The organism is Gemmatimonadota bacterium (assembly GCA_016719105.1).
Classification (GTDB): Bacteria; Gemmatimonadota; Gemmatimonadetes; order Gemmatimonadales; family Gemmatimonadaceae; genus SCN-70-22.
On the sequence record JADKAQ010000002.1, the window covers coordinates 314,070 to 333,580 of the forward strand.

Below are 19,511 nucleotides of genomic sequence, written 5' to 3' on the forward strand. Positions count from 1 at the left end.
GCCCACGCCGCCGGCCGATGCGAGCGCCCGGGTGTATCAGGGCTGGTGGAAGCCGCCCCGTCCCCCCGAACCTCCCGCATGGCGAAGTCGTCGTCTCGCCCTTCCCGCACGTCGTGGTTCTCCCGGTACCCCCGGGTCGTGCGCGTCCTCGCGCTCGGGACCACGTTCGGCCTGGCCGCCGGCCTCGGCGGCGCGTACGGGATGTGGTCGCTGATCTGCCGTGGGAACCGCTGTCCGTCCATCGCGGTCCTCGAGAGCTACCAGCCCAAGCAGACCTCCAAGCTCTACGCCATCGACGGACGCTTCGTCGCCGAGTTGGGGCTGGAACGCCGGACCCTGGTGCGGATCACCGAGATCCCCAAGGTGGTCCGCGATGCCTTCATCATCACCGAGGACAAGCGCTTCTACTCGCACTCCGGGATCGATTGGCTCCGCATTCCTGGGTCGGTGCTGAGCAACGTGCGCGCCGGCTACTTCAAGGAAGGCTTCTCCACGATCACGATGCAGCTCGCGCGGAACATCTTCCCCGAGCACCTGTCGCGCGAGAAGTCGGTCATCCGCAAGATCAAGGAAGCCCGCGTCGCCCGTGACATCGAGCGAGCATACTCGAAGGACAAGATCCTCGAGCTGTACCTGAACCAGATCAACCTGGGGAGCGGCGCGTACGGCGTGGAGACCGCGTCGCAGCGCTACTTCGGCAAGCGGGTCAAGGACCTCAACCTCGCCGAGGCGGCGACGCTGGCGGCGATGCCCAAGGCTCCGGGCCGCTACAACCCGCGCCGCTTTCCCGAGCGCGCCGTGCAGCGCCGCAACACGATCATCGAGCTGATGCGGCGCAGCGACGCGGTGAGCGACGGCGACGCCTCGCTCGCCAAGGCCTATCCGTTGCAGCTGGCGCGACGCGTGGAGTCGGGCGACGTCGCCCCGTACTTCGTGGAGTGGGTGCGCCAGCAGCTGGAGAAGAAGTTCGGCGCCCGCCTGTACGACGAGGGGCTCAAGGTCTACACCTCGCTCGACCTCGACATCCAGACGGCCGCCGATCGCGCCCTCGAGAACCAGCTGCGCGCCATCGAGAGCGGGAAGTACGGCAAGTGGACGCACCAGACGTACGAGCAGTACCAGGCCAAGGGCGGCACCAGCGGCGAGGGCGCCAGCGGCGAGTCGCCCTACATACAGGGTGCAGCGCTCGTCATCGACCCGCGCACCGGGTCGGTTCGCGCCATGACCGGGGGGCGCGATTTCGACGACTCCAAGTTCAACCGCATCACGCAGGCGCTGCGCCAGCCCGGCTCCACCTTCAAGCCGATCGTGTATGCCGCGGCGGTGCAGTCGGGGCGCACGCCGGCCACGCGCGTCGAGGACGTGCCGATCTCCGTGCCGCAGGTCGACGGGTCGTTGTGGACCCCGCAGAACTACGACATGAAGTTCGAGGGGTCGATGTCGATGCGCCGCGGGCTCGCCCAGTCGCGCAACCTCGTCGCCATCCGTGTGGGCATGGAGATCGGCGAGCAGACGGTGATCAACGAAGCCAAGCGCTTCGGGATCAGCACCCCGATCCCGCCGTATCCGTCGATCTTCATCGGGTCGGCCGACGTGTACCCGCTCGAGCTCATCGCCAGCTACGGGACCTTCGCCAACCTCGGCGCGCGCACCGCACCTAACGCGATCCTGCGCGTGGAGAACCAGCAGGGCGACGTCATCTGGCAGCCGAAGCCCGCCCGGACGCAGGTACTCTCGCCGGGCGAGGCGTGGTTGATGGTGAGCATGATGAAGGACGTGGTGCTCCGCGGGACTGCTGCCGGGAGTGTGTGGGGCGCGGGATTCCGCGTCCCGTCGGCCGGCAAGACGGGGACGACCAACGACGGCGCCGACGTCTGGTACGTGGGCTACACCGCCGACCTGGTGGCCGGCGTCTGGATGGGCTTCGATACGCCGAAGAAGATCATGGCCAATGCGCAGGGCGGGCGCCTGGCGGCCCCCGCCTACACGCAGCTCATGATGGAGGTCTATCGCCGCAAGCCTGCCCCCCCTGACTGGCCGCGACCGGAGTCGGTGGTCACGAAGGACGCGTGCGGACCCAACGGCAGCTACACCGAGTTCTTCCTGGCGGGGACCGAGGGCGACGACGGCTGCGGCGGGATCGAGGCCGACCCCTTCCAGATTCCCGGCGACACCGCAGGACGCCAGGCCAACCCCGCCAAGAAGGTCACCCCGGGGGCCGCCCCCATCACCAAGGCCAAGGCGGACACGGCGAATCCGTTCAAGATTCCCGACGCACCATGACTTGGGCACCGCTCGACTGCCACGCCCACACGACGTGGTCGGACGGGCAGCTGGACCTCGACACGATGCTGGACGCCGTGCGCGCGCGCGGCGTGCGACCGTCGGTCGCCGACCATGTCTCGCGCGACGTGGTCGGCGCGATCGACTCGCCGGAACGGCTCGAGGCGTATCTCGATGCGCTCGAGACGCGCGAGACGGGGCGGGCCGCGGAGTACTGCTGGCACGATGGGCTCTGGCGCGAGGTTCCGCCGGCACTCGACGATCGCTTCACGCACACGATCGGATCGCTGCACGCCGTCTGGCTCCCCAACGGTTCGTTGCAGCGGGTCTTCACTCGGCAATGGCCCGAGGGGCTCACCGCGCACGACTACGTCGAGGCGCTGGTCGACAACCTCGAACGCCTCGCCCGCGAGATGCCGGTCGACCTCGTGGCCCATCCGACGCTCCTCCCCATCCCGCTGCGCGCCCTCCCGGCGGAAGAGGTCTGGCGCGAACAGGATGAGGAGCGCATGGTGCGGGCCTTCGCCGGTTCGGGGCTCGCCTTCGAGGTGTCGTCGCGTTACCGCCCGCACGAGCGCCTGGTGCGACGCGCCGTCGATGCCGGCGTGCGCCTGTCGTTAGGCTCGGACGGCCATCACGCCGAGCAGGTGGGTGAGATCGCCTTCTCCCTCGCCATGACCCGTGCGCTCGGTGTCCCCGACACGTCGCTGTACGACCCGGCGGTGCACGGCCGCCGGGCGCGCTGACCGCGGCGTCACCGCCACGACCTCGACCCGCTCATGCGCACCTACCTCGCGCGCTGGATCGTCCCGATCGCGGCCCCACCCATCGCCAACGGCGCGGTGACGGTCCACGAGGGACGCATACTCTACGTCGGCGCACGCGACGGTGCCCCGGCCGCTGACGTCGTCGATGTGGGTGATGCCGTCCTGATCCCGGGACTGGTGAACGTGCACACGCACCTCGAACTCACCGCGATGCGCGGCTTCCTCGAGGAGCTTCCCTTTCGCCGCTGGGTCCTGCGCCTGACCAAGGCGCGCGCAGCCGTCCTCTCGCCCGAGCTCCTGCTCGCGTCGGCCAAGGCGGGGATTGCCGAAGGGTTGATGGCCGGGGTCACCACCTTCGCCGACACCTGCGAGTCGGGGGTCGTCCTGCAGGCGCTGGTCGAGATGGGGGTGCGCGGGATCATGTACCAGGAGGTCTTCGGTCCCGATCCCGCCCAGTGCGACGGCGCGATGGCCGGGCTGCGCGAGAAGCTGGCACGCCTGCGTGAGCAGGCGACGCAGCGCGTGCGCCTGGGAATCTCGCCGCATGCGCCATACTCGGTCAGCGACGCGCTCTTCTCCGCCTGCGCCCGGTTGGCGGGCGACGAGGGATGGCCGGTCGCCGTGCACCTGGCGGAGAGCGAGGCCGAGTCGCGCCTCGTGCGCGACGGCAGCGGAATGTTCGGTGACGCGCTGCGCGCGCGCGGGATCGCCGTCGCGCCGCGCGCCGACTCGCCGGTCTTCCTCCTCGATCGACTTGGCCTCCTGGCCCAGCGCCCGCTCCTGATCCATTGCGTGCGCGCCAGCACCCCCGACATCTCGCGCCTGGCGCGCCACGACTGCGCCGTGGCCCACTGCCCGGCCTCCAACGCCAAGCTCGGACACGGCATCGCCCCGTTGCTCGAACTGCGTGCAGCCGGTGTGCGCACCGGGCTCGGGACCGACTCGGTGGCCGCGAACAACCGCCTCGACCTGCTCGACGAGGCGCGCACGGCAATCCTCATGCAGCGCGCCGCGGCGCAGCGATTCGATGCGCTCACCGCCGCCGAGGTCCTGGCGATGGCGACGATCGAGGGGGCGCGTGCGTTGGGGATCGACGCCGAAGTGGGGACGCTGGAGGTGGGGAAGCGCGCCGACCTCGCCGCCTTCTCGTTAGGATCGCCGCGCGCCACGCCGGCCTATTCGCCCGAGGATGCCCTCGTCTGGGCGGTCGCAGGGCGCGAAGCGTCGTTGGTGGTCGTCGACGGTGAGGAGCGCGTGCGCGACGGGCGACTGGTCGCGCCCCCGACGGCGGCGCTCGACGCGCTGCATCAGGCGGGGGAGGCTCTCGCCCGGTGGCAGGGGACGCAAGCCGAGTAGCCGGCCCCGGGGGGGCGACACTCCCCCCACCTCCCCCCGCCGGTTATTGTTTGTCAGACCCCTCGGAGGAGATCGGCATGGCGGACGCCTCGACTGGGCGCACCGACAAGATCTGGCGCGACGGCGAACTCGTGAAGTGGGAAGACGCCACGCTTCACGTCATGTCGCACGTCGTGCACTACGGATCGTCGGTCTTCGAGGGGATCCGCTGCTACGACACGCCGAACGGTGGCGCCGTCTTCCGCCTGCGGGAGCACATTCGCCGCCTCCTCGATTCGGCGCGCATCTACCGCATGCCGCTCCGCTACACGCTCGACGAACTCGTGCAGGCCACGCTCGACACGGTGGCGGCCAACGACTTGCGAGAGTGCTACCTGCGCCCGCTCGTCCTGCGCACGGGGCAGCAGATGGGGTTCTATCCCGTGGGCGTCCCGGTCGAGTGTTTCATCATCGCCTACAAGTGGCCGACCTACCTCGGCGCAGAGGCGCTGGAGAAGGGGGTCGACGTCTGCGTGTCGTCGTGGCGGCGCGCCGCTCCCGACACCTTCCCGACGATGGCCAAGGCCGGCGGGAACTACCTCAATTCGCAACTCTCCAAGCTCGAAGCCAAGCAGAACCACTACGCCGAAGGGATCATGCTCGACTCCTTCGGTTTCGTCGCCGAAGGGAGCGGGGAGAACCTCTTCCTGGTGCGCGACGGCGTCTTCTACACCGCGGGCATCAGCAGCGGGATCCTGAACGGAATCACCCGCGACACGGTCATGACGATCGCCCGCGACCTCGGCTACGAGGTACGCGAGCAGCAGATCCCGCGCGAGATGCTCTACATCGCGGACGAACTGTTCTTCACCGGCACCGCCGCCGAGCTGACCCCCATCCGGTCGGTCGACCAGGTGGAAATCGGTAGCGGCAAGCCGGGCGAGATCACCCGGAAGATCCAGTCCGAGTTCCTCGGCATCGCCAAGGGGCGCCTCGCCGATCGCTTCGACTGGCTGACGCCCGTCCCGTCCGCGGCGTTGAGTCGGTAACGATGTCGTCACCAGCGCGTTCGATGCTTTGTTCCGAACTGTTAGGTTTTCCGAGTAGCAGCAGGCCCTGTCGTGTCGCGCGGCAGGAGCTGCGGCGGGTCGTCCCGCACGTCGTCGTCATGTAGTGTCTTCGCGACTCCCGCCCCGGCTTTGGGCGGGAGTTTGTACTTCCAACGGTCCATGGCACCGCGCGCCGCCCGCGACGACGGCGCGCGAGGCGGGGACCGCCACCGTGAGGAGGGCCGCGTGATTGTCGGTTGTCTCGCACTCAACGCCTCGTTCGAGCCGCTCACCATGGTACCGCTGAAGCGAGCGCTCCGTCTCGTGATCGACGGCAAGGCCGAGATCGTGGAGGCAGACGACGGGCGGCTCGTGCGGTCCGAGCGGCTGTCGGTCCCGCGTCCGGCGGTCATCCGCCTGACGAAGTTCATCCACGTCCCGCGCAAGTTCCGCCGGCAGGTGACCAACACCTTCCTGTTCGCCCGCGACCAGTACAAGTGCCAGTACTGCGGGCGCACCGGCGCGGACCTCAAGCCGCGCGAGGCGCTCACGCGCGACCACCTGATCCCGCTGTCGCGCGGGGGGTCCAACGAGTGGACGAACGTCGTGACGGCGTGCTCGTCGTGCAACACGCGCAAGTCCAACCGCCTTCCCAGCGAGATCGGGATGTATCCGCTGCATGCCCCGGTGGAGCCGCACTTCGTCCACCTCAGCTGGGCCGTGCGTCGCCTCACGCCCATCCAGGCGCGCTATATCCGCTTCTTCTACGGTGAGGCCACGCTGCACCAACTCGAGGAGTTGGAGGCGCGCACGGCGCACAGGGCGCACGCGGCGGGGCATCAGCCGGCACACGGGCACGGGCCGGTGCACGGAACGGCACACGGCTAGCGCCGGTCCTTCGACACGGCGTTGCGGATTGGTCCGGAGGCGCGCCGTCATGGCGCGCCTTTGTTCTTCAGCGCTTCAACGTGGAGCGCCGTCGCTCGTTAGGGCTTGAACGTCTTGCTGCGCGCCTCGAGGCGACGCATCTCGCCGCCCAGCATGCGGGCCAGGAGTGTGCGCATCCCGCGCCCCACGGCCGTTCCCGGGTTGCGCTGGCCACGAACCGCCGGCTTCAGCTCCCCGCGCAGCCAGCGCTCGACCTCGTCCAGGTCGGAGACCGAGAGCATCTCGAGTTCCAGCGTCACGTTGTAGTACTGCGACTTGCGATCGCGCAGCGGGACGATCGGGGCGCGCGCGGGCCGCTCGACCTCGGTGACCATGTCGGCAAACTTTCCGAAACGCCCGAGCGACACCGCGGAGTCACCGTGCACGCGCACCACCTCGTACTGCTCGCGCATCGCATCGTAGCGCACCAGGACGTCCCACTCGGCGGCGCGCTGCATCGCGTTGAAGAAGCCGCCGGTCGTCCACAGCTCCGCGCGATAGTGCAGGCGGGCAGGGAAGCCGTTCCCCAGGAGGTCGCGGACGTAGCGCTCGCCCAGCACGTCGCGGACGCGCACCGTCGGTCCTTCCTCTCCCAACGCGGTCGTCGGGAGCGTCACGTCGAGTTGCGGGCGCCGCTGCGCCGCGACGGGAGCTCCCGCCGCGGCCAGCGCCAGAAGCGCCACCACCACACCACGCCGTGTCACCTGCCGCTCACCGGCTAGAAGCGCGGCGTGAGCCGCACGAAGACGTTGAACGGAGCACCGCGATCCGAGAGCGACTTGGCCACGTAGATCCCCACGTCATCGAGCACCACCCCCAACCCCACGTCGGTCTTGAAGGTCGACAGCCGAGGGAACTCGCCCCTGCGGTAGTTCAACCCGTCGCCGGGCTCTCCCACCAGCCAGCCGCGTCCTGCGTCGGCAAAGAGCACCCACTGCGTCCCGCGCCCCCAACCGGCCCGGCGCCGGTCCCGCTCCTCGTCCAGCACGCCGAACGGGTCCAGGTGCATGTCCCCACGAAACTCCACCTGCGCCATGGCGAATCGCTCGCAGAGCGCGGGGGAGCCTAACGGGAGCGATGCGTCCTGCAGCGCCGGTCCCGCGCACTGGAACACGTCGGTACGGCCCGTCGAGGTCCGGAACTCGTAGCCCGGCAGTGTCCCGGGCCCACCCACCGAGAAGCGGCGCTGCAGCGGGAGGTCGTCCCCCGAGAGCCACCCGCCAGCCACCAGGCGCATGTTCAGCGACGCGTCGGGGCTGATGCGGTTGTAGCGTCGCACGTCCACGAAGAGCCGGTCGTACGACGTGAGGCCGTCGACGGTCTCGGTGCGCGTCCCTGGATAGGCGATGCCGTAGCGCGAGAGGCGCCCGGTTCCGTACTCGTAGTCGGCGAGGATGTACCACCCCGACCACGGGTTCCCCACGTCGTTGCGGGTGTCGTAACGCAAGCGCCCGTTCACGAGGTGCATGTCCCCCTCGTCGAGGTACGGATTCTCGCGCCACGTCTCGCCGTTGCGGAACAGCGTCCACGGATCGCGCGTGCGGCGGTCGGCCCAGCGCTGGTCCGAATAGCTCACCGTGGCATCGAAGGCGTTGGACCGAAACAGGGAGGCGTAGACGCTCCCGCCATGCCGGTTGTAGTAGTCGCGGAAATCGCGATGCAGGAAGAACGAGGCGAGTCCCACTTCCTCGTCCGACAGGTGCCACGGTTCCACCGGCTCCACGAGATCGAACAGTCGCCCGCCGAGCCGTACGCCTTGCGTCTGCCCCACCTGCACCTCGGTTTTGGCGGCATGCCCGATGTTCTCCGGCTTCCACTCGAAGTTGTCGGCGCTTCGCCACACGCCCAGCGCGTCGAAGGCGAGCCGCCCCCAGTCGTAGTCACGCCCGAAGGCGGGACCGAGGAAGACGGGGAGTCCCTCGACCCGATTGTAGGTCCGCGCCGAGATGAGGCGCAGGTCGCCCCATCCGCCGTTGCGCCACCGCTCGCGGCGTCGCCACCAGCGTGAGGTCGCGTCCTCGTCCTCAGGGGGGCGCGACAGGCGATCGCCGTCGCGCGCGTAGTCGAGCCTCGCGCGGTACACGCGGATCTGCCCGCCGACGTTCGCCACGTCGCTCCCGGTCACGCGCCCCCCGACAACGAGAATCTCGCCGTCGACGCGCGCACCGCTCGTCAGGCGCACGTCGGCGTTGACGGCGACGATGCGCCCGCGCACGTGCCCGAGGACGATCAACTCGCCCCCCAGCACGCTGAGGTCGCTCGTGACCTCACGCGCCGCCTCGACGGTGTACGGGCCGTCCACCCGGAGCGTCCCAGGCGCGTTCCAGACGCGCAGCACCTCCTCGGCCACCTCGCGCGGCAGCACTCGCTCGTCGAGTACCTGCTGCGCAGGCGTTGGCGTCGCGGCCCACGTCGTCACGGCCAGCAGGGCGATGCCCTTCAGCCACCATCGATTTCGCATATCGGCTCCAGTCGTTGCGAACGGCAGATGCGCTAGGCACAACGCATACCGTCCTGAACGATCTCCTCGCGAATGCTGTGAGACAACGACTTCCACGTCTGTCGTCGGTTTGCCCATGTCGGGCACGTCGGCGCGTTGTCCGCGAATGGGGTCAGGCCGGGTGTGTCAGATTGCCTTCCACCCCCACCTCCAGGCGCTTCATGCGGCGGTACAGGTTCGGGCGATCCGTCTGCAGCCGGCGGGCCGCTTCGGCGATGTTCCCCCCCGAGGCGGCAAGCGCACGCGTGATCAGGAGGCGCTCGTAGTCGTCGAGCAGTGCGCTCAACGGCGCCTCCAGCCCGGCCGGGTCGGGGAGCGACTCCAGGTGTGCCGACGCGACCGGGACGTCCTCCACCGCGATGACGCGTCGCACGTCGTCGGCGTGCACCTCGCGGCCGGCGTGCAGGATGATCAGCCGCTCCACGATATTCCCCAGTTCGCGCACGTTCCCCGGCCAGCGATAACGCGTCAGGAGCTGCAACGCCTCGTCGCTCCATGCCGGCGGGCGGTGCCCGGTGCGCAGGCGCGTGAGCGACGCGAAGTGCCGCACCAACTGCGGGATGTCGTCGGGTCGTTCGCGCAGCGGAGGGAGCGAGACCGGGATGACGTTGAGCCGGAAGAACAGATCCTCGCGGAAGGCCCCGTCGCGCACCGCCCGCTGCAAGTCCTTGTTGGTCGCGGCCACCATGCGCACGTCGATCGGGATCGGCTTGCCACCGCCCACGCGCTCGATCTCGCGGGCTTCGATGGCGCGCAGCAGCTTGGCCTGCGCTTCGCTGCCGAGATCCCCCACCTCGTCAAGAAAGAGCGTGCCGCGATGCGCGAGTTCGAAGCGCCCGATGCGACGTTCGGTGGCGCCGGTGAAGGCGCCGCGCTCATGGCCGAACATCTCGCTCTCGACCAGGTCGCGCGGGATGGCGGCGCAATTGACCCGCACGAACGGCCGGTCACGGCGTGCGCTCCCGGTGTGAATCGCCGCGGCGGCCAGCTCCTTCCCCGTTCCGGACTCGCCCGAGATCAGGACCCGGGCGTCGGTGGGGGCAATGCGTGCCAGCAGCGCCCGCAGCCCCTGCATCACGGCACTCTCGCCGATCATCTCGCCCGCCAGCCCCATCTCGGCGCGCAGCACCTGCGCTTCGCGCTTCGCCAGCCGCAACTCGAGCGCGGAGCTGAGCGAGAGCAGCACCCCTTCGGGGGTCAGCGGCTTCTCGAGGAAGTTGAAGGCGCCAAGCTTGGTCGCACGCACCGCGTCGGCGAGCCCGGCCTTGCCACTCATCATGACGACCGGCAGGTCGGGGTGCTTTTCGCGCAGAGCGGCGAGCACCCCCAGCCCGTCCATCGCGCCCGGCATCATCAGGTCGACGAGGGCGACGTCGGGCTCCCCCTCCGTCGCGAGCGCCACGCCTTCCAGGCCGCTGGCGGCTTCGCGCACGTCGTACCCCTCCGAGGCGAGCAGCGCCCCGACCATCCGGCGGATGTTCGGTTCGTCGTCGATGATGAGGATCGTGGGCATCGGCTAGACCGGAGACGGGAGACGGGAGTCAGACGGCGCGCCCGGTGTCGGTGGCTTCCCGTCTCCGTTGTGCAGCGGCAACCTACCGTTCGGCGCGGCGGTCGACCGGGACGGCTTCCTTCGGCGCGCCCTGCGGCCACTGCTCCAGCGGGTTAGGGGCGGGCAGGGCACGTGCCTCGCTCATCAGCTTGTTCGTGAAGCGCTGCCCTTCGCTCACGCGCTCGACCTCGATGGCGATCGCCTCGATCGCCTGCTCCATGCGATCCAGGCGCGGCGCCAGGTCCGAGGGAACGGACGACGTGGCGGCCATGCCGCGTCGATCCATGCGGCGGGCAAAGGCGCGCGCCAGCGGGACGCCGATCGCGACGACGGCCACCGTGAGGAAGAAGGCATAGGTGACCTCCAGCACGCCCGGCGGGATGTCGGTCGGCATGGCCGGTGGCGGCATCATCACTTCGGTCAGGCCGGGCGAGACGCCTAACGCCTGGTCCATCTGGCTCTGCAGCGACGACAGGCGTTCCTGCGTCGCTTCGATCTGGTCGGTGATCGCGGTCTCGGCGGCGTCGCTGAGCCCCGGATTGAGCTGCCCCGTGAGCTTGTCGATCGTGGCGCGTTCCGCCGCCATCATCGCCTTGAGCGCGTCGATGGTGGCCGGCGACGCGGGCGCTCCGGCCACCGCCGGCGCCTGTGCCGCCTCGACGCCGTCGCGCGCACCACGTACGGCGTCGCGCACGGCATCGCGCACGGCGTTCTGCACGTCGGTGCGCGCGGCCTCATTCCCCTGGGCATCGATGGCGGAGAGGGCAGTCATGTCGGTGTCGTGATTGGCAGGCATGGGCGCGTGTCCCGGTCAGCTCGTGTGAGAGGGTGGCAACGACTTTCCCGCAGGGGGGAGTCGCTCAGCCAGCACCTTGGCGGTGAAGCGTTGTGATTCGGACATGCGTTCGACTTCGACGGCGATCGCATCGATCGCCTGCTCGAGGCGCTGGAGGCGGAGGTCGGTCTCGGGCGACGCGGCCAGCCGCGCCTGATCACGCGCGGTCACACGACCGGCGATGACCTTCACGACCGTGATGATCGTCCCGCTGATCGACCCGAGGATCACGGCGGCCAGGGCGACGTCTGCGCCCGTCGTCAGGATCATGAGAAGTGCAGGGCCTCAGGATCGGCGTTCGCCCGCGGCCGGGATGGCGGCGGCGGGACTGGAGTTGCGCTCGGCGAGGAGCTTGGTCACGAAGCGCTGCCCTTCGGAGATGCGCTCCACCTCGACCGCCATCGCCTCGATCGCCTGCTCGATGCGTTCCAGCCGCAACGCCGTGTCGCCGCCGCTGGGAATCAGCGTCTCACGATCCATGGCGCGCATGCGTTCGCGCGACTTGATCACGGTGGTGACGATCGTGGTGATCATCGCAAAGGCGCCAAGCGGCACCAGGAGTCCGGGATCCATCAGCCAACCTCGGGAGAAGGAGGGGTTACGGGAAGGATGAACGCGATCGTCGTCCCTCCCCCGGGCGTGCTCTCGGCGCGCACCGCCCCATGATGTGCCAGAATCGTCTGGCGCGCGATAGCGAGCCCCAGTCCGGTCCCGCCGGCCTTGTGCGTGACGTACGGATCCCAGATGGAGGGAAGCAGCGACGGGTCGATCCCCTTTCCGCTATCCACGACCGCCACGCGCAGCGCCTCACGCCCATTGATCGGCGCATCGGCGCGCTCCACGGAGACGCGAATCGTCCCGTGGCCGTCGCAGGCGTCGACGGCGTTGAGGAGCACGTTGCTCAGCGCCCGTTGCAGGGCATCGTGATGCCCCATCACCATCGGGAGCCCTGGGTCGGTGTCGATGGTGAGGGTCATCTCCGGCGGCACCGACGCCCGTGCGGTGTAGCGGGCGAGTTCGCCCAGGTCGACCTCGGCGGCGGGGCCGGTGGGGAGGCGCCCAAACTGTGAAAAGCTCCGCGCGAGGATATCGAGTCTCTTGGTCTCGGACTCGAGGACCTCGAGCGCGTCGCGCTGCGCGTCGTTCGCGTCGCGCCGCAGCCGGGCGATGGCGAACTGGATGGGGGTCAGCGGATTCTTGATCTCGTGCGCCACCCGCTGCGCGGTTTCGCGATACGCGCGAAGCCGTTCGGCCTCGATCGCGCGATCGCGCCCCACGACCAGCTCGCGCGCCATCGCCCGCATGCGCTCGCGCAGCACGGCAAACTCCGGCGCCCCGCGCGCCGCCGCCCCCTCGGGGAGCCGCTCCCCACGTTCGATGAGACCGGTCCAGCCGACGAGTTCGTCGAGTGGGCGACTCATCTGGCGCGAGAGATGCCCCGCCACACGCGACGCGGCGACCCAGAGCAGCGCCAGCGTGACCAGCGCGCTGACGATGACGACGGGGACGAGTCGCGTGGCGAGAAAGCGAAAGCGGCGGGCCTGGGTCACCGACTCCTCGAGTTCGAGTTCGTGTACGCGCAGCGCGTCGCGCTGCTTCGCGGTGAGGGGGGCCGCGCGCACCGCCCCCACCGCCGCACGCCCCGACTCCGCCAGCCGCTCCCACGCCGCGCTCCCAGAAACCAACGGAAGCGTGCGCGTCGCCACCACGCCCCACACCAGCGTCAGCGCCAGCGCAGGGACCAGGGCAAAGAGCGAGAGGATGGCAAAGAGCCGGGTGCGGAAGCCGGGTGAGTTCACGTACGGGCGGGAGGTGTCGTGGTTTCGCGAAAGCTAGGCGATGCGCGTACGCCAAAGCATGTCGGGGCGACGGGGGGGGCGCGAGGGCAGTGGCCAACGTCCGCGGTGCACGCCGCCCCTTTGGGGGCTAGAGGTCACGGTGTGAAAGGTCATGGAGCTCGCGCGCCGGCGGCGCGAGATTGTCTCGGCCCAGTCCACCAGCCGACTCCCGTTCCCCCAACGCCTCATGAAGAGCCACACGACCTACCTCACCTTCACCACCAAGAAGCGGCAGGAGATCATCGACGTCACCGAGCACGTCGAGGCCTGCCGTGCGGCGGCCGGGATTCGCGAGGGCTTTGTCCTCGTCTCGGCGATGCACATCTCGGCCTCCGTCTTCGTCAATGATCACGAGCCGGGGCTGTGGAAGGACATCCTCGATTGGCTCGAGACGCGCATCGCGCCGTGGAGCCCGGACGACTACCGCCACAACTCGGGGACCGGCGAGGACAATGCCGCCGCGCACCTGCGCTCCCTCACGATCGGGCACGAGGTGATCGTCCCGGTGACGGACGGGCGTCTCGATTTCGGCCCGTGGCAGCGTGTGTTCTACGGTGAGTGGGACGGGCAGCGCGCCAAGCGGGTGATCCTCAAGGCGATGGGGATCTAGCCCGTCCGGGACGGGGGGGAGAAGGGGGGGTGGCTAACCGTTTGGCACCACTTGCATTACATTCCTGCGTCCGACGGTCGTGCCACCTTCGGGGGTTTGGGGATCCACAGGGATCCGTTCCCCGCGGGAGGTACCGGCGAGGTCGTGCGACATCGGTGTCTCCGCGTCGTCGTGGGGAGTCGGTGCGCGCGCGGCCCGTCACCCGGGGGACCTGGCGTCCAGTGCGGAACGCGACCAATGCGGTCGCACCGCCGGCGCCCGAGTCATTCGCCCGGAGCGCGACAAGGCGCGCCACGGAGCGGCATCCAAACCATGGGCGCTTGATGTGCCCGCACACCGTTCTCACCACATGAACGCACGCTCTCCCCGGCACGCCGTCCCGCGCGCGCCCATCGCCCCGTTGCACCGGGGGCCCCAGGCGCTCCCGCCGTCTTCGGCGACCGCCACCTACGGCTCCCCGATCCAGCACGCGCCTAACGCGGCGCTGCTGATCGACTTCGACAACGTCACGATGGGGATCCGTTCCGACCTCGCCGGCGAGCTGCGCTCGCTGCTGTCGTCGGACATCATCAAGGGGAAGGTCGCCGTCCAGCGCGCCTATGCCGACTGGCGCCGCTATCCGCAGTACATCGTCCCACTGGCCGAGTCCTCGATCGACATGATCATGGCGCCGGCCTACGGGTCGTCGAAGAAGAACGCCACCGACATTCGCCTCGCGGTCGACGCCATCGAGCTGGTCTTCACCCGCCCCGAGATCGGGACCTACATCCTCCTCTCCGGCGACTCCGACTTCGCGTCGCTGGTGACCAAGCTCAAGGAATACGGCAAGTACGTCATCGGCGTCGGCATCCGCGAGTCGTCGAGTGACCTGCTCGTCATGAACTGCGACGAGTACTACAGCTACAACGCCCTCGCCGGCCTCGTGAAGTCGAGCGAGGAAGACGTGCAGAAGTGGGACCCGTGGGAGCTCGTGGTCGAGGCCATCGGTCGCATGAAGAAGAACGGCGACGTCATGCGCTCCGACCGCCTCAAGCAGGTGATGCAGGACATCGACGCCACGTTCGACGAGAAGAACTACGGCTACTCGAAGTTCTCGAAGTTCGTCTCCGATGCCGCCGAGAAGGGGCTGGTGACGATCACCAAGCTCGAGAACGGGCAGCTCGAGGTGGGGCCGTCCGGCGCCGCGCCGGCAGGTGCAGCACCTCGCGCGGCGGCGGCCGACGAGGACGGCGCCCCCGCGCGCGAGGAACGCAGCGGACGTCGTGGACGTCGCGGTGGCCGCGGCCGTGGTCGCGACCGCGAGGAGCGCGGCGAGCGCCCGTCGGGTGCACCGGCCGGAGCGACCGCCGAACTTCCGGTCGCCGCTGCTGGTGAATCGCTCGAACTCGACCTCTCGCCTCGCGAGGAGCCCGCGCCCACGCCGCGCGCCGAGACGCCGCGACATGAGCGCGCCGAGCGCCACGCGCGTCCGGATCGTCCCGAGCGCCCAGAACGTCACGACCGTCGCCACGAACCGCGCGTGGACGCGCCGCGTGCGGAGGCTCCACGTGCCGAAGCCCCGCGTACTGAGGCTCCGCGTGCTGATGCCGCGCGTGGTGAAGGGGGCGATGAGATCGGTCGCAGTGGCGAGCGCCTCACGCGACAGGAGGCCTTCGACCTCGTGAAGCGGTCGGCGACCGCGCTGGTCACCGGCGATGCCGCCGTCCCGGCCCGCGCGATGCGCACCAAGGCCTTCGAGCTGCTGGGACGCGATAGCGAGAGCCTGAGTGAGCGCATGTTCGAACGCATCCTCAAGGATGCCCACGACCAGGAGCTCATCGACCTGCGTCGTCGCGGCAACGACTTCGAAGTTTCGCTGCCGGCGGCAGTGGCGCCGGTGTCCGAGCAGCTGAACCGGGCAGCGGCTGCACACGCCGCCGCCGTCGCCGCGGCGGCTCCGCCAGCTGCACCGCCGGCCCCGCGTGGGATGGTCCCGCGTGGCGCCCCGCCCCGCGGCGGTCGTGGGCGTGCCCCGGTGGGCCCGCCGCCGGAACTCCTCCTCGTGGGTGTCGTCGAGGATGTGCCGACCGTGGCTGCGACCGCGCCGGCCCCGATCACCGCACCTAACGAGGCGGCTCCGCACGCCCCCAAGGGTCGGGGCGCACCGAAGGCCAAGGGGGCCAAGCCCGCCGCCAAGGAAGCGGCCAAGCCCAAGCCGCCAGCCAAGGCGGCCAAACCCGCCAAGGCCGAGAGCGCTCCGGCCAAGGGGGCGGCCCGCGGTGGTCGAGGCGGCAAGGCGAAGAAACCAGCCGCCAAGTGATGACTCCAGCGAACGCCGCGTCCCCGACGCGGCGTTCGCGTTTGGGGGCCCCGCTTCCCTCGGCCTTCTACGACCGCGACACGGCCGACGTCGCGCGCGACCTCCTCGGCGCCGTCCTCGAATGCCACGCGGACGGTACGGTGGCGCGCGGACGCATCGTCGAGGTCGAGGCCTACCTGGGCCCGCACGATCCCGCATGCCACGCCGTCGTGGGGCTCACGCAGCGGAACCGTCACCTGCACGGTCCCCCGGGAACGGTCTACGTGTACCGGATCTACGGGATGCACTGGTGCGTGAACGCCGTCACGCGCGCGGCCGGACACGGGAGCGCCGTCCTCGTGCGTGCCCTCGTCCCGCTGGACGGCATCGAGGTCATGCGGGAACGACGCGGCGGCGTCGCCGATCGCGACCTTGCCAACGGTCCGGGCAAGCTCTGCCGGGCGTTAGGCATCAGCGGGGCGCACGACGGCGGGCGGCTGGACCGCGGCGTGGTGCGCATCCGTCGGCACGTCCCCCTCCCCGACGAGGCCGTCGTCGTCACCCCGCGCATCGGCATCACGCAGGCCGCCGACTGGCCGCTGCGCTACCTGCTGGCTGGCGATCCGCACGTGTCGCGCACACCGCGCCACTTCGCGCGCCTCACCGTCAGCGAGGCGGAGGCGTGGCGCCAGGAACGCGGTCTTCGTTAGGCCGGGACGGGGACGGCGAGCATCGATTGCACCGCCTCCACCAACGCTTCGGGCGAGAAGGGCTTGTGCAGCAGGCGCGTCCGCCGGTCGAGCGCGAGGCGCGAGGCGTCGATGTCCAGGTAGCCGGAGATGAACAGCAGGCGCAGGTTCGCCCGCCGGCGGCGCAGCTCCTGCCCCAGGTCGCGCCCCCCCATCCCCGGCATGACCACGTCCGAGACGACGAGGTCGATCCCCGAGCAGGTGGCATCCGTGAGCGACAGCGCCTCGTAGGCATCCTGCGCGGCGCGCACCGAGTACCCCGCACGCTCGAGGACGCGCGTCGCGAGGTGTCGCACGGCGGGGTCGTCCTCCACCAGGAGTATCGTAGCTGAATTCCCCGATGACGCTGCGGGAGGGACGATCGGGACACCGCTGGTCGGCGACGAGGTCGTGTCGCGCACGACCGACACGCGCGGGAAGAAGAGGCGGAAGATGCTCCCGCGCTGCGGTTCGCTCTCCACCGTGATCGAGCCGCCGCTCTGCTGCACGATGCCGTACACCGTCGCGAGCCCGAGTCCCGTCCCTTTCCCCTGCGGCTTGGTCGTGAAGAACGGCTCGAAGATGCGGGCGCGCACCTCGGCCGTCATGCCGTGCCCCGTGTCGCGCACCACCAGGCAGACGTAGTCCCCGGGGGCGAGCCCGGCCGCGGCAGCGGTGGCGCCGGCCAGGCGGACGTTGCGCGTGTCGATCGTGAGGAGCCCGCCGTCGGGCATCGCGTCGCGCGCGTTCACCACCAGGTTGAGCAGCGCTTGTTGCAGCTGGCCGGGGTCGGCGCGCACCATGCCCAGCGCGTCACCGGGGACGGTCAGCAGGGCGATGTCCTCGCCGATCACGCGGCGCAACATCTTCTCCACGTCGCGCACCAGCGCATTCAGGTCCAGCTCCCGCGGCTGGAGGAATTGCTTGCGGCTGAAGGCCAGGAGCTGCTTGGTGAGCGCACTCGCGCGCTCGGCGGCGTCGCGGATCTCATGCACCTCCTCCAGGCGCTCGTCCCCTGGGGCCAGCGTCTCGAGGAGGAGGTCGACGTTGCCGCGGATGGCGGTGAGGATGTTGTTGAAGTCGTGGGCGATCCCCCCGGCCAGGCGCCCCACGCTCTCCATCTTTTGGGCCTGCAGCAGGTTCGACTCGAGCTCCTTGAGGTCCGTCACGTCGAGGAAGACGCCGTTCCACCGCACGACCCCGTCAGGGCGTTCCGCCTCGGGATACCCGGTCCCGCGGATCCACCGATGCCGTCCGTCGCTGGTCTTGATGCGGATGTCCAGCCGCCACGGCTGGTTGGTCGACGCCGATTGCAGCGTCGTCTGCATGACCAGGTCGCGGTGCTCGGGAGCGATCATCTCCCACACCACGCCAAAGTCACGCTCCACATCCTCGGGCGACGCACCGGTCAGTTCGCGCACCCCCTCACTGGCATACGTGAAGCGCATCTCGCCCGCCGGCGTGAGGCAGAACTGGTACACCGCCCCCGGGAACGCCTGCGCGATGTGCCGCAGCTTTTCCTCACTGGCCAGCAGCGCCTGTTCGGTGCGCACCCGGTCGGTCTCGTCCTCCACCGTCTGCACGACCGTGGTCAGCCGCCCGGTGGCGTCGCGCAGCGGGGCGGCGCTCGCGCGTACCCGCATCGTGCGACCGTTCGGGAGCGCGTAGATCAGCGGAATGTCGAAGACCGGTTCGCCCGTGCGCAGCACGCGAGACATCGGGAGGTCTTCACGCGGGACGGGGGTCCCGTCGGGGTACTGCGTCTCCCACGGCCACTCGCCGACCGCCATCGTGCGGATCTGCTCGCGCGTCAGCCCCGTGGCGTCGAGGACGCGCTGGTTGACGAAGACCGGGCGCTTGGTGTTGGCGTCGAAGGCGAGGATCGCCGCACTGCTGGTGGCGATGATGCCATCGAGCAGGTCACGCTCCGCCTGCATCGCATCGGCGGCACGTCGGCGCGAGGTCACGTCGCGCACGATCATCTGGACGCCACCATCCGGGAGGGCGCGCGCCGACAGCTCGCCGACGAAGCGCGATCCGTCGGGGCGCACGAGCTCCCGCTCGCCGAGGACCGGGAGTCCGGTGCGCCGTGCCTCGAGCACGACGCACCCTTCCGGGTCGTCCTCGGGAAGGGCGGCCAGGAGGGTGGCGCAGGGGAGGCCGACGAGCCCTTCGACCGAACGCCCGAGGAGCTGCGCCGCGCGGACGTTCGCCAGCAGCGTCCGATCGTCGGGGCCGAAGACCAGGATCGCATCCGACGCCTCGCTCATGAGGATGCGGTAGCGCGATTCACTCTCCGAGAGTTCGCGGGCCCGCTGCCGATAGCGCTGTCGCTCGCGCCGCAGCCGCCACTCGATGCTGCTCCCCACGGCGCTCAGCACGACGCCGATCGTCAGGCGGAACTGGTCCGCCGTGTCGGCGATCGCGAATGATCCGATCGGCTCGAGCAGGTAGTACGCGGTCGCTGCGTAGGCGAGCACGATGGTGATCAGGGCGGGGCCGAAGCCACCCGCCGTGACGATGCTGACCAGGACCGCGACGTTCGCCACGAAGTACACCGAGCGTGGCGATCGGGGCCCGACGTACTGGACGCCGACCACGGAGAGGATCCCGATGCCCAGACCGATGGCGTAGCGGAGGGCGAGCCACCGGCGCTCGGCGGCGTCGATCGCCGGTGAGGCGGGCGGGGGCGAAGCCACCGGGGCGGGAGGCGATCCTGCATTCGCCCGATCGGTCGAATGCTGCGTATCGCCGGAGACGTGAGTGGTCACGGTACAGACCAGCTTACGGCGACGGGCGCCTCTGCGCA

At 69.9% G+C, this 19,511-nt stretch carries 16 protein-coding genes; 8 read left to right on the top strand and 8 right to left on the bottom strand.

Annotated elements, in window-relative coordinates; genetic code table 11:
• The first annotated feature begins 138 nt into the window (after window positions 1–138).
• The 5 genes from IPN47_04955 to IPN47_04975 all read left to right on the top strand — a co-directional run bounded on the left by IPN47_04955 (window position 139) and on the right by IPN47_04975 (window position 6,322).
• Complete coding sequence (locus tag IPN47_04955) at window positions 139–2,283, top strand: PBP1A family penicillin-binding protein (GenBank protein MBK9407397.1); 2,145 nt, start codon at window positions 139–141, stop codon at window positions 2,281–2,283.
• Complete coding sequence (locus IPN47_04960) at window positions 2,280–3,029, top strand: hypothetical protein (GenBank protein MBK9407398.1); 750 nt, start codon at window positions 2,280–2,282, stop codon at window positions 3,027–3,029. Before IPN47_04955 ends, IPN47_04960 begins: the two co-directional genes overlap by 4 nt.
• A gap of 33 nt (window positions 3,030–3,062) precedes the next feature.
• Window positions 3,063–4,406: an amidohydrolase family protein gene (locus IPN47_04965; protein MBK9407399.1), complete on the top strand. Its 1,344-nt coding sequence runs from the start codon at window positions 3,063–3,065 to the stop codon at window positions 4,404–4,406.
• 77 nt (window positions 4,407–4,483) lie between these two features.
• Window positions 4,484–5,434: a branched-chain amino acid transaminase gene (locus IPN47_04970; GenBank protein ID MBK9407400.1), complete on the top strand. Its 951-nt coding sequence runs from the start codon at window positions 4,484–4,486 to the stop codon at window positions 5,432–5,434.
• A gap of 246 nt (window positions 5,435–5,680) precedes the next feature.
• Complete coding sequence (locus IPN47_04975; GenBank protein ID MBK9407401.1) at window positions 5,681–6,322, top strand: HNH endonuclease; 642 nt, start codon at window positions 5,681–5,683, stop codon at window positions 6,320–6,322.
• A 98-nt stretch (window positions 6,323–6,420) separates the two neighbouring features.
• Here the strand turns inward: IPN47_04975 and IPN47_04980 are convergent, their stop codons facing one another.
• From IPN47_04980 to IPN47_05010, 7 genes are all read right to left on the bottom strand, one after another.
• On the bottom strand, window positions 6,421–7,065 hold the full coding sequence (locus tag IPN47_04980; GenBank protein ID MBK9407402.1) for a hypothetical protein: 645 nt from the start codon (window positions 7,063–7,065) through the stop codon (window positions 6,421–6,423).
• Between the two features lie 14 nt (window positions 7,066–7,079).
• The gene (locus IPN47_04985) at window positions 7,080–8,822 is read right to left on the bottom strand and encodes a BamA/TamA family outer membrane protein (GenBank protein ID MBK9407403.1); all 1,743 of its coding nucleotides are present in this window, start codon (window positions 8,820–8,822) and stop codon (window positions 7,080–7,082) included.
• Between the two features lie 151 nt (window positions 8,823–8,973).
• Window positions 8,974–10,374 carry a sigma-54-dependent Fis family transcriptional regulator gene (locus IPN47_04990; GenBank protein MBK9407404.1) on the bottom strand — a complete coding sequence of 467 codons (1,401 nt, stop codon included), beginning with the start codon at window positions 10,372–10,374 and terminating at the stop codon, window positions 8,974–8,976.
• A gap of 82 nt (window positions 10,375–10,456) precedes the next feature.
• Complete coding sequence (locus tag IPN47_04995; protein MBK9407405.1) at window positions 10,457–11,185, bottom strand: hypothetical protein; 729 nt, start codon at window positions 11,183–11,185, stop codon at window positions 10,457–10,459.
• A gap of 39 nt (window positions 11,186–11,224) precedes the next feature.
• On the bottom strand, window positions 11,225–11,518 hold the full coding sequence (locus IPN47_05000; protein MBK9407406.1) for a hypothetical protein: 294 nt from the start codon (window positions 11,516–11,518) through the stop codon (window positions 11,225–11,227).
• A 15-nt stretch (window positions 11,519–11,533) separates the two neighbouring features.
• The gene (locus IPN47_05005; protein MBK9407407.1) at window positions 11,534–11,821 is read right to left on the bottom strand and encodes a hypothetical protein; all 288 of its coding nucleotides are present in this window, start codon (window positions 11,819–11,821) and stop codon (window positions 11,534–11,536) included.
• Window positions 11,821–13,047 carry a hypothetical protein gene (locus IPN47_05010; GenBank protein ID MBK9407408.1) on the bottom strand — a complete coding sequence of 409 codons (1,227 nt, stop codon included), beginning with the start codon at window positions 13,045–13,047 and terminating at the stop codon, window positions 11,821–11,823. Before IPN47_05010 ends, IPN47_05005 begins: the two co-directional genes overlap by 1 nt.
• Before the next feature lie 226 nt (window positions 13,048–13,273).
• Between IPN47_05010 and IPN47_05015 the strand changes: the two genes are divergently transcribed.
• The 3 genes from IPN47_05015 (at window position 13,274) to IPN47_05025 (ending at window position 16,684) form a co-directional block, all read left to right on the top strand.
• A complete protein-coding gene (locus tag IPN47_05015) occupies window positions 13,274–13,696 on the top strand; it encodes a YjbQ family protein (protein MBK9407409.1) in 423 nt (140 codons plus the stop codon).
• 349 nt (window positions 13,697–14,045) lie between these two features.
• Window positions 14,046–15,995: an NYN domain-containing protein gene (locus IPN47_05020; GenBank protein ID MBK9407410.1), complete on the top strand. Its 1,950-nt coding sequence runs from the start codon at window positions 14,046–14,048 to the stop codon at window positions 15,993–15,995.
• Complete coding sequence (locus IPN47_05025; protein MBK9407411.1) at window positions 15,995–16,684, top strand: DNA-3-methyladenine glycosylase; 690 nt, start codon at window positions 15,995–15,997, stop codon at window positions 16,682–16,684. The genes IPN47_05020 and IPN47_05025 overlap by 1 nt, the downstream gene beginning before the upstream one ends.
• On the opposite strand, the gene IPN47_05030 is transcribed toward IPN47_05025, so the two are convergent.
• Entirely contained in the window at window positions 16,681–19,473 is a 2,793-nt protein-coding gene (locus IPN47_05030; protein MBK9407412.1) for a PAS domain S-box protein, read from the bottom strand. The genes IPN47_05025 and IPN47_05030 overlap by 4 nt on opposite strands.
• Window positions 19,474–19,511 lie beyond the last annotated feature (38 nt).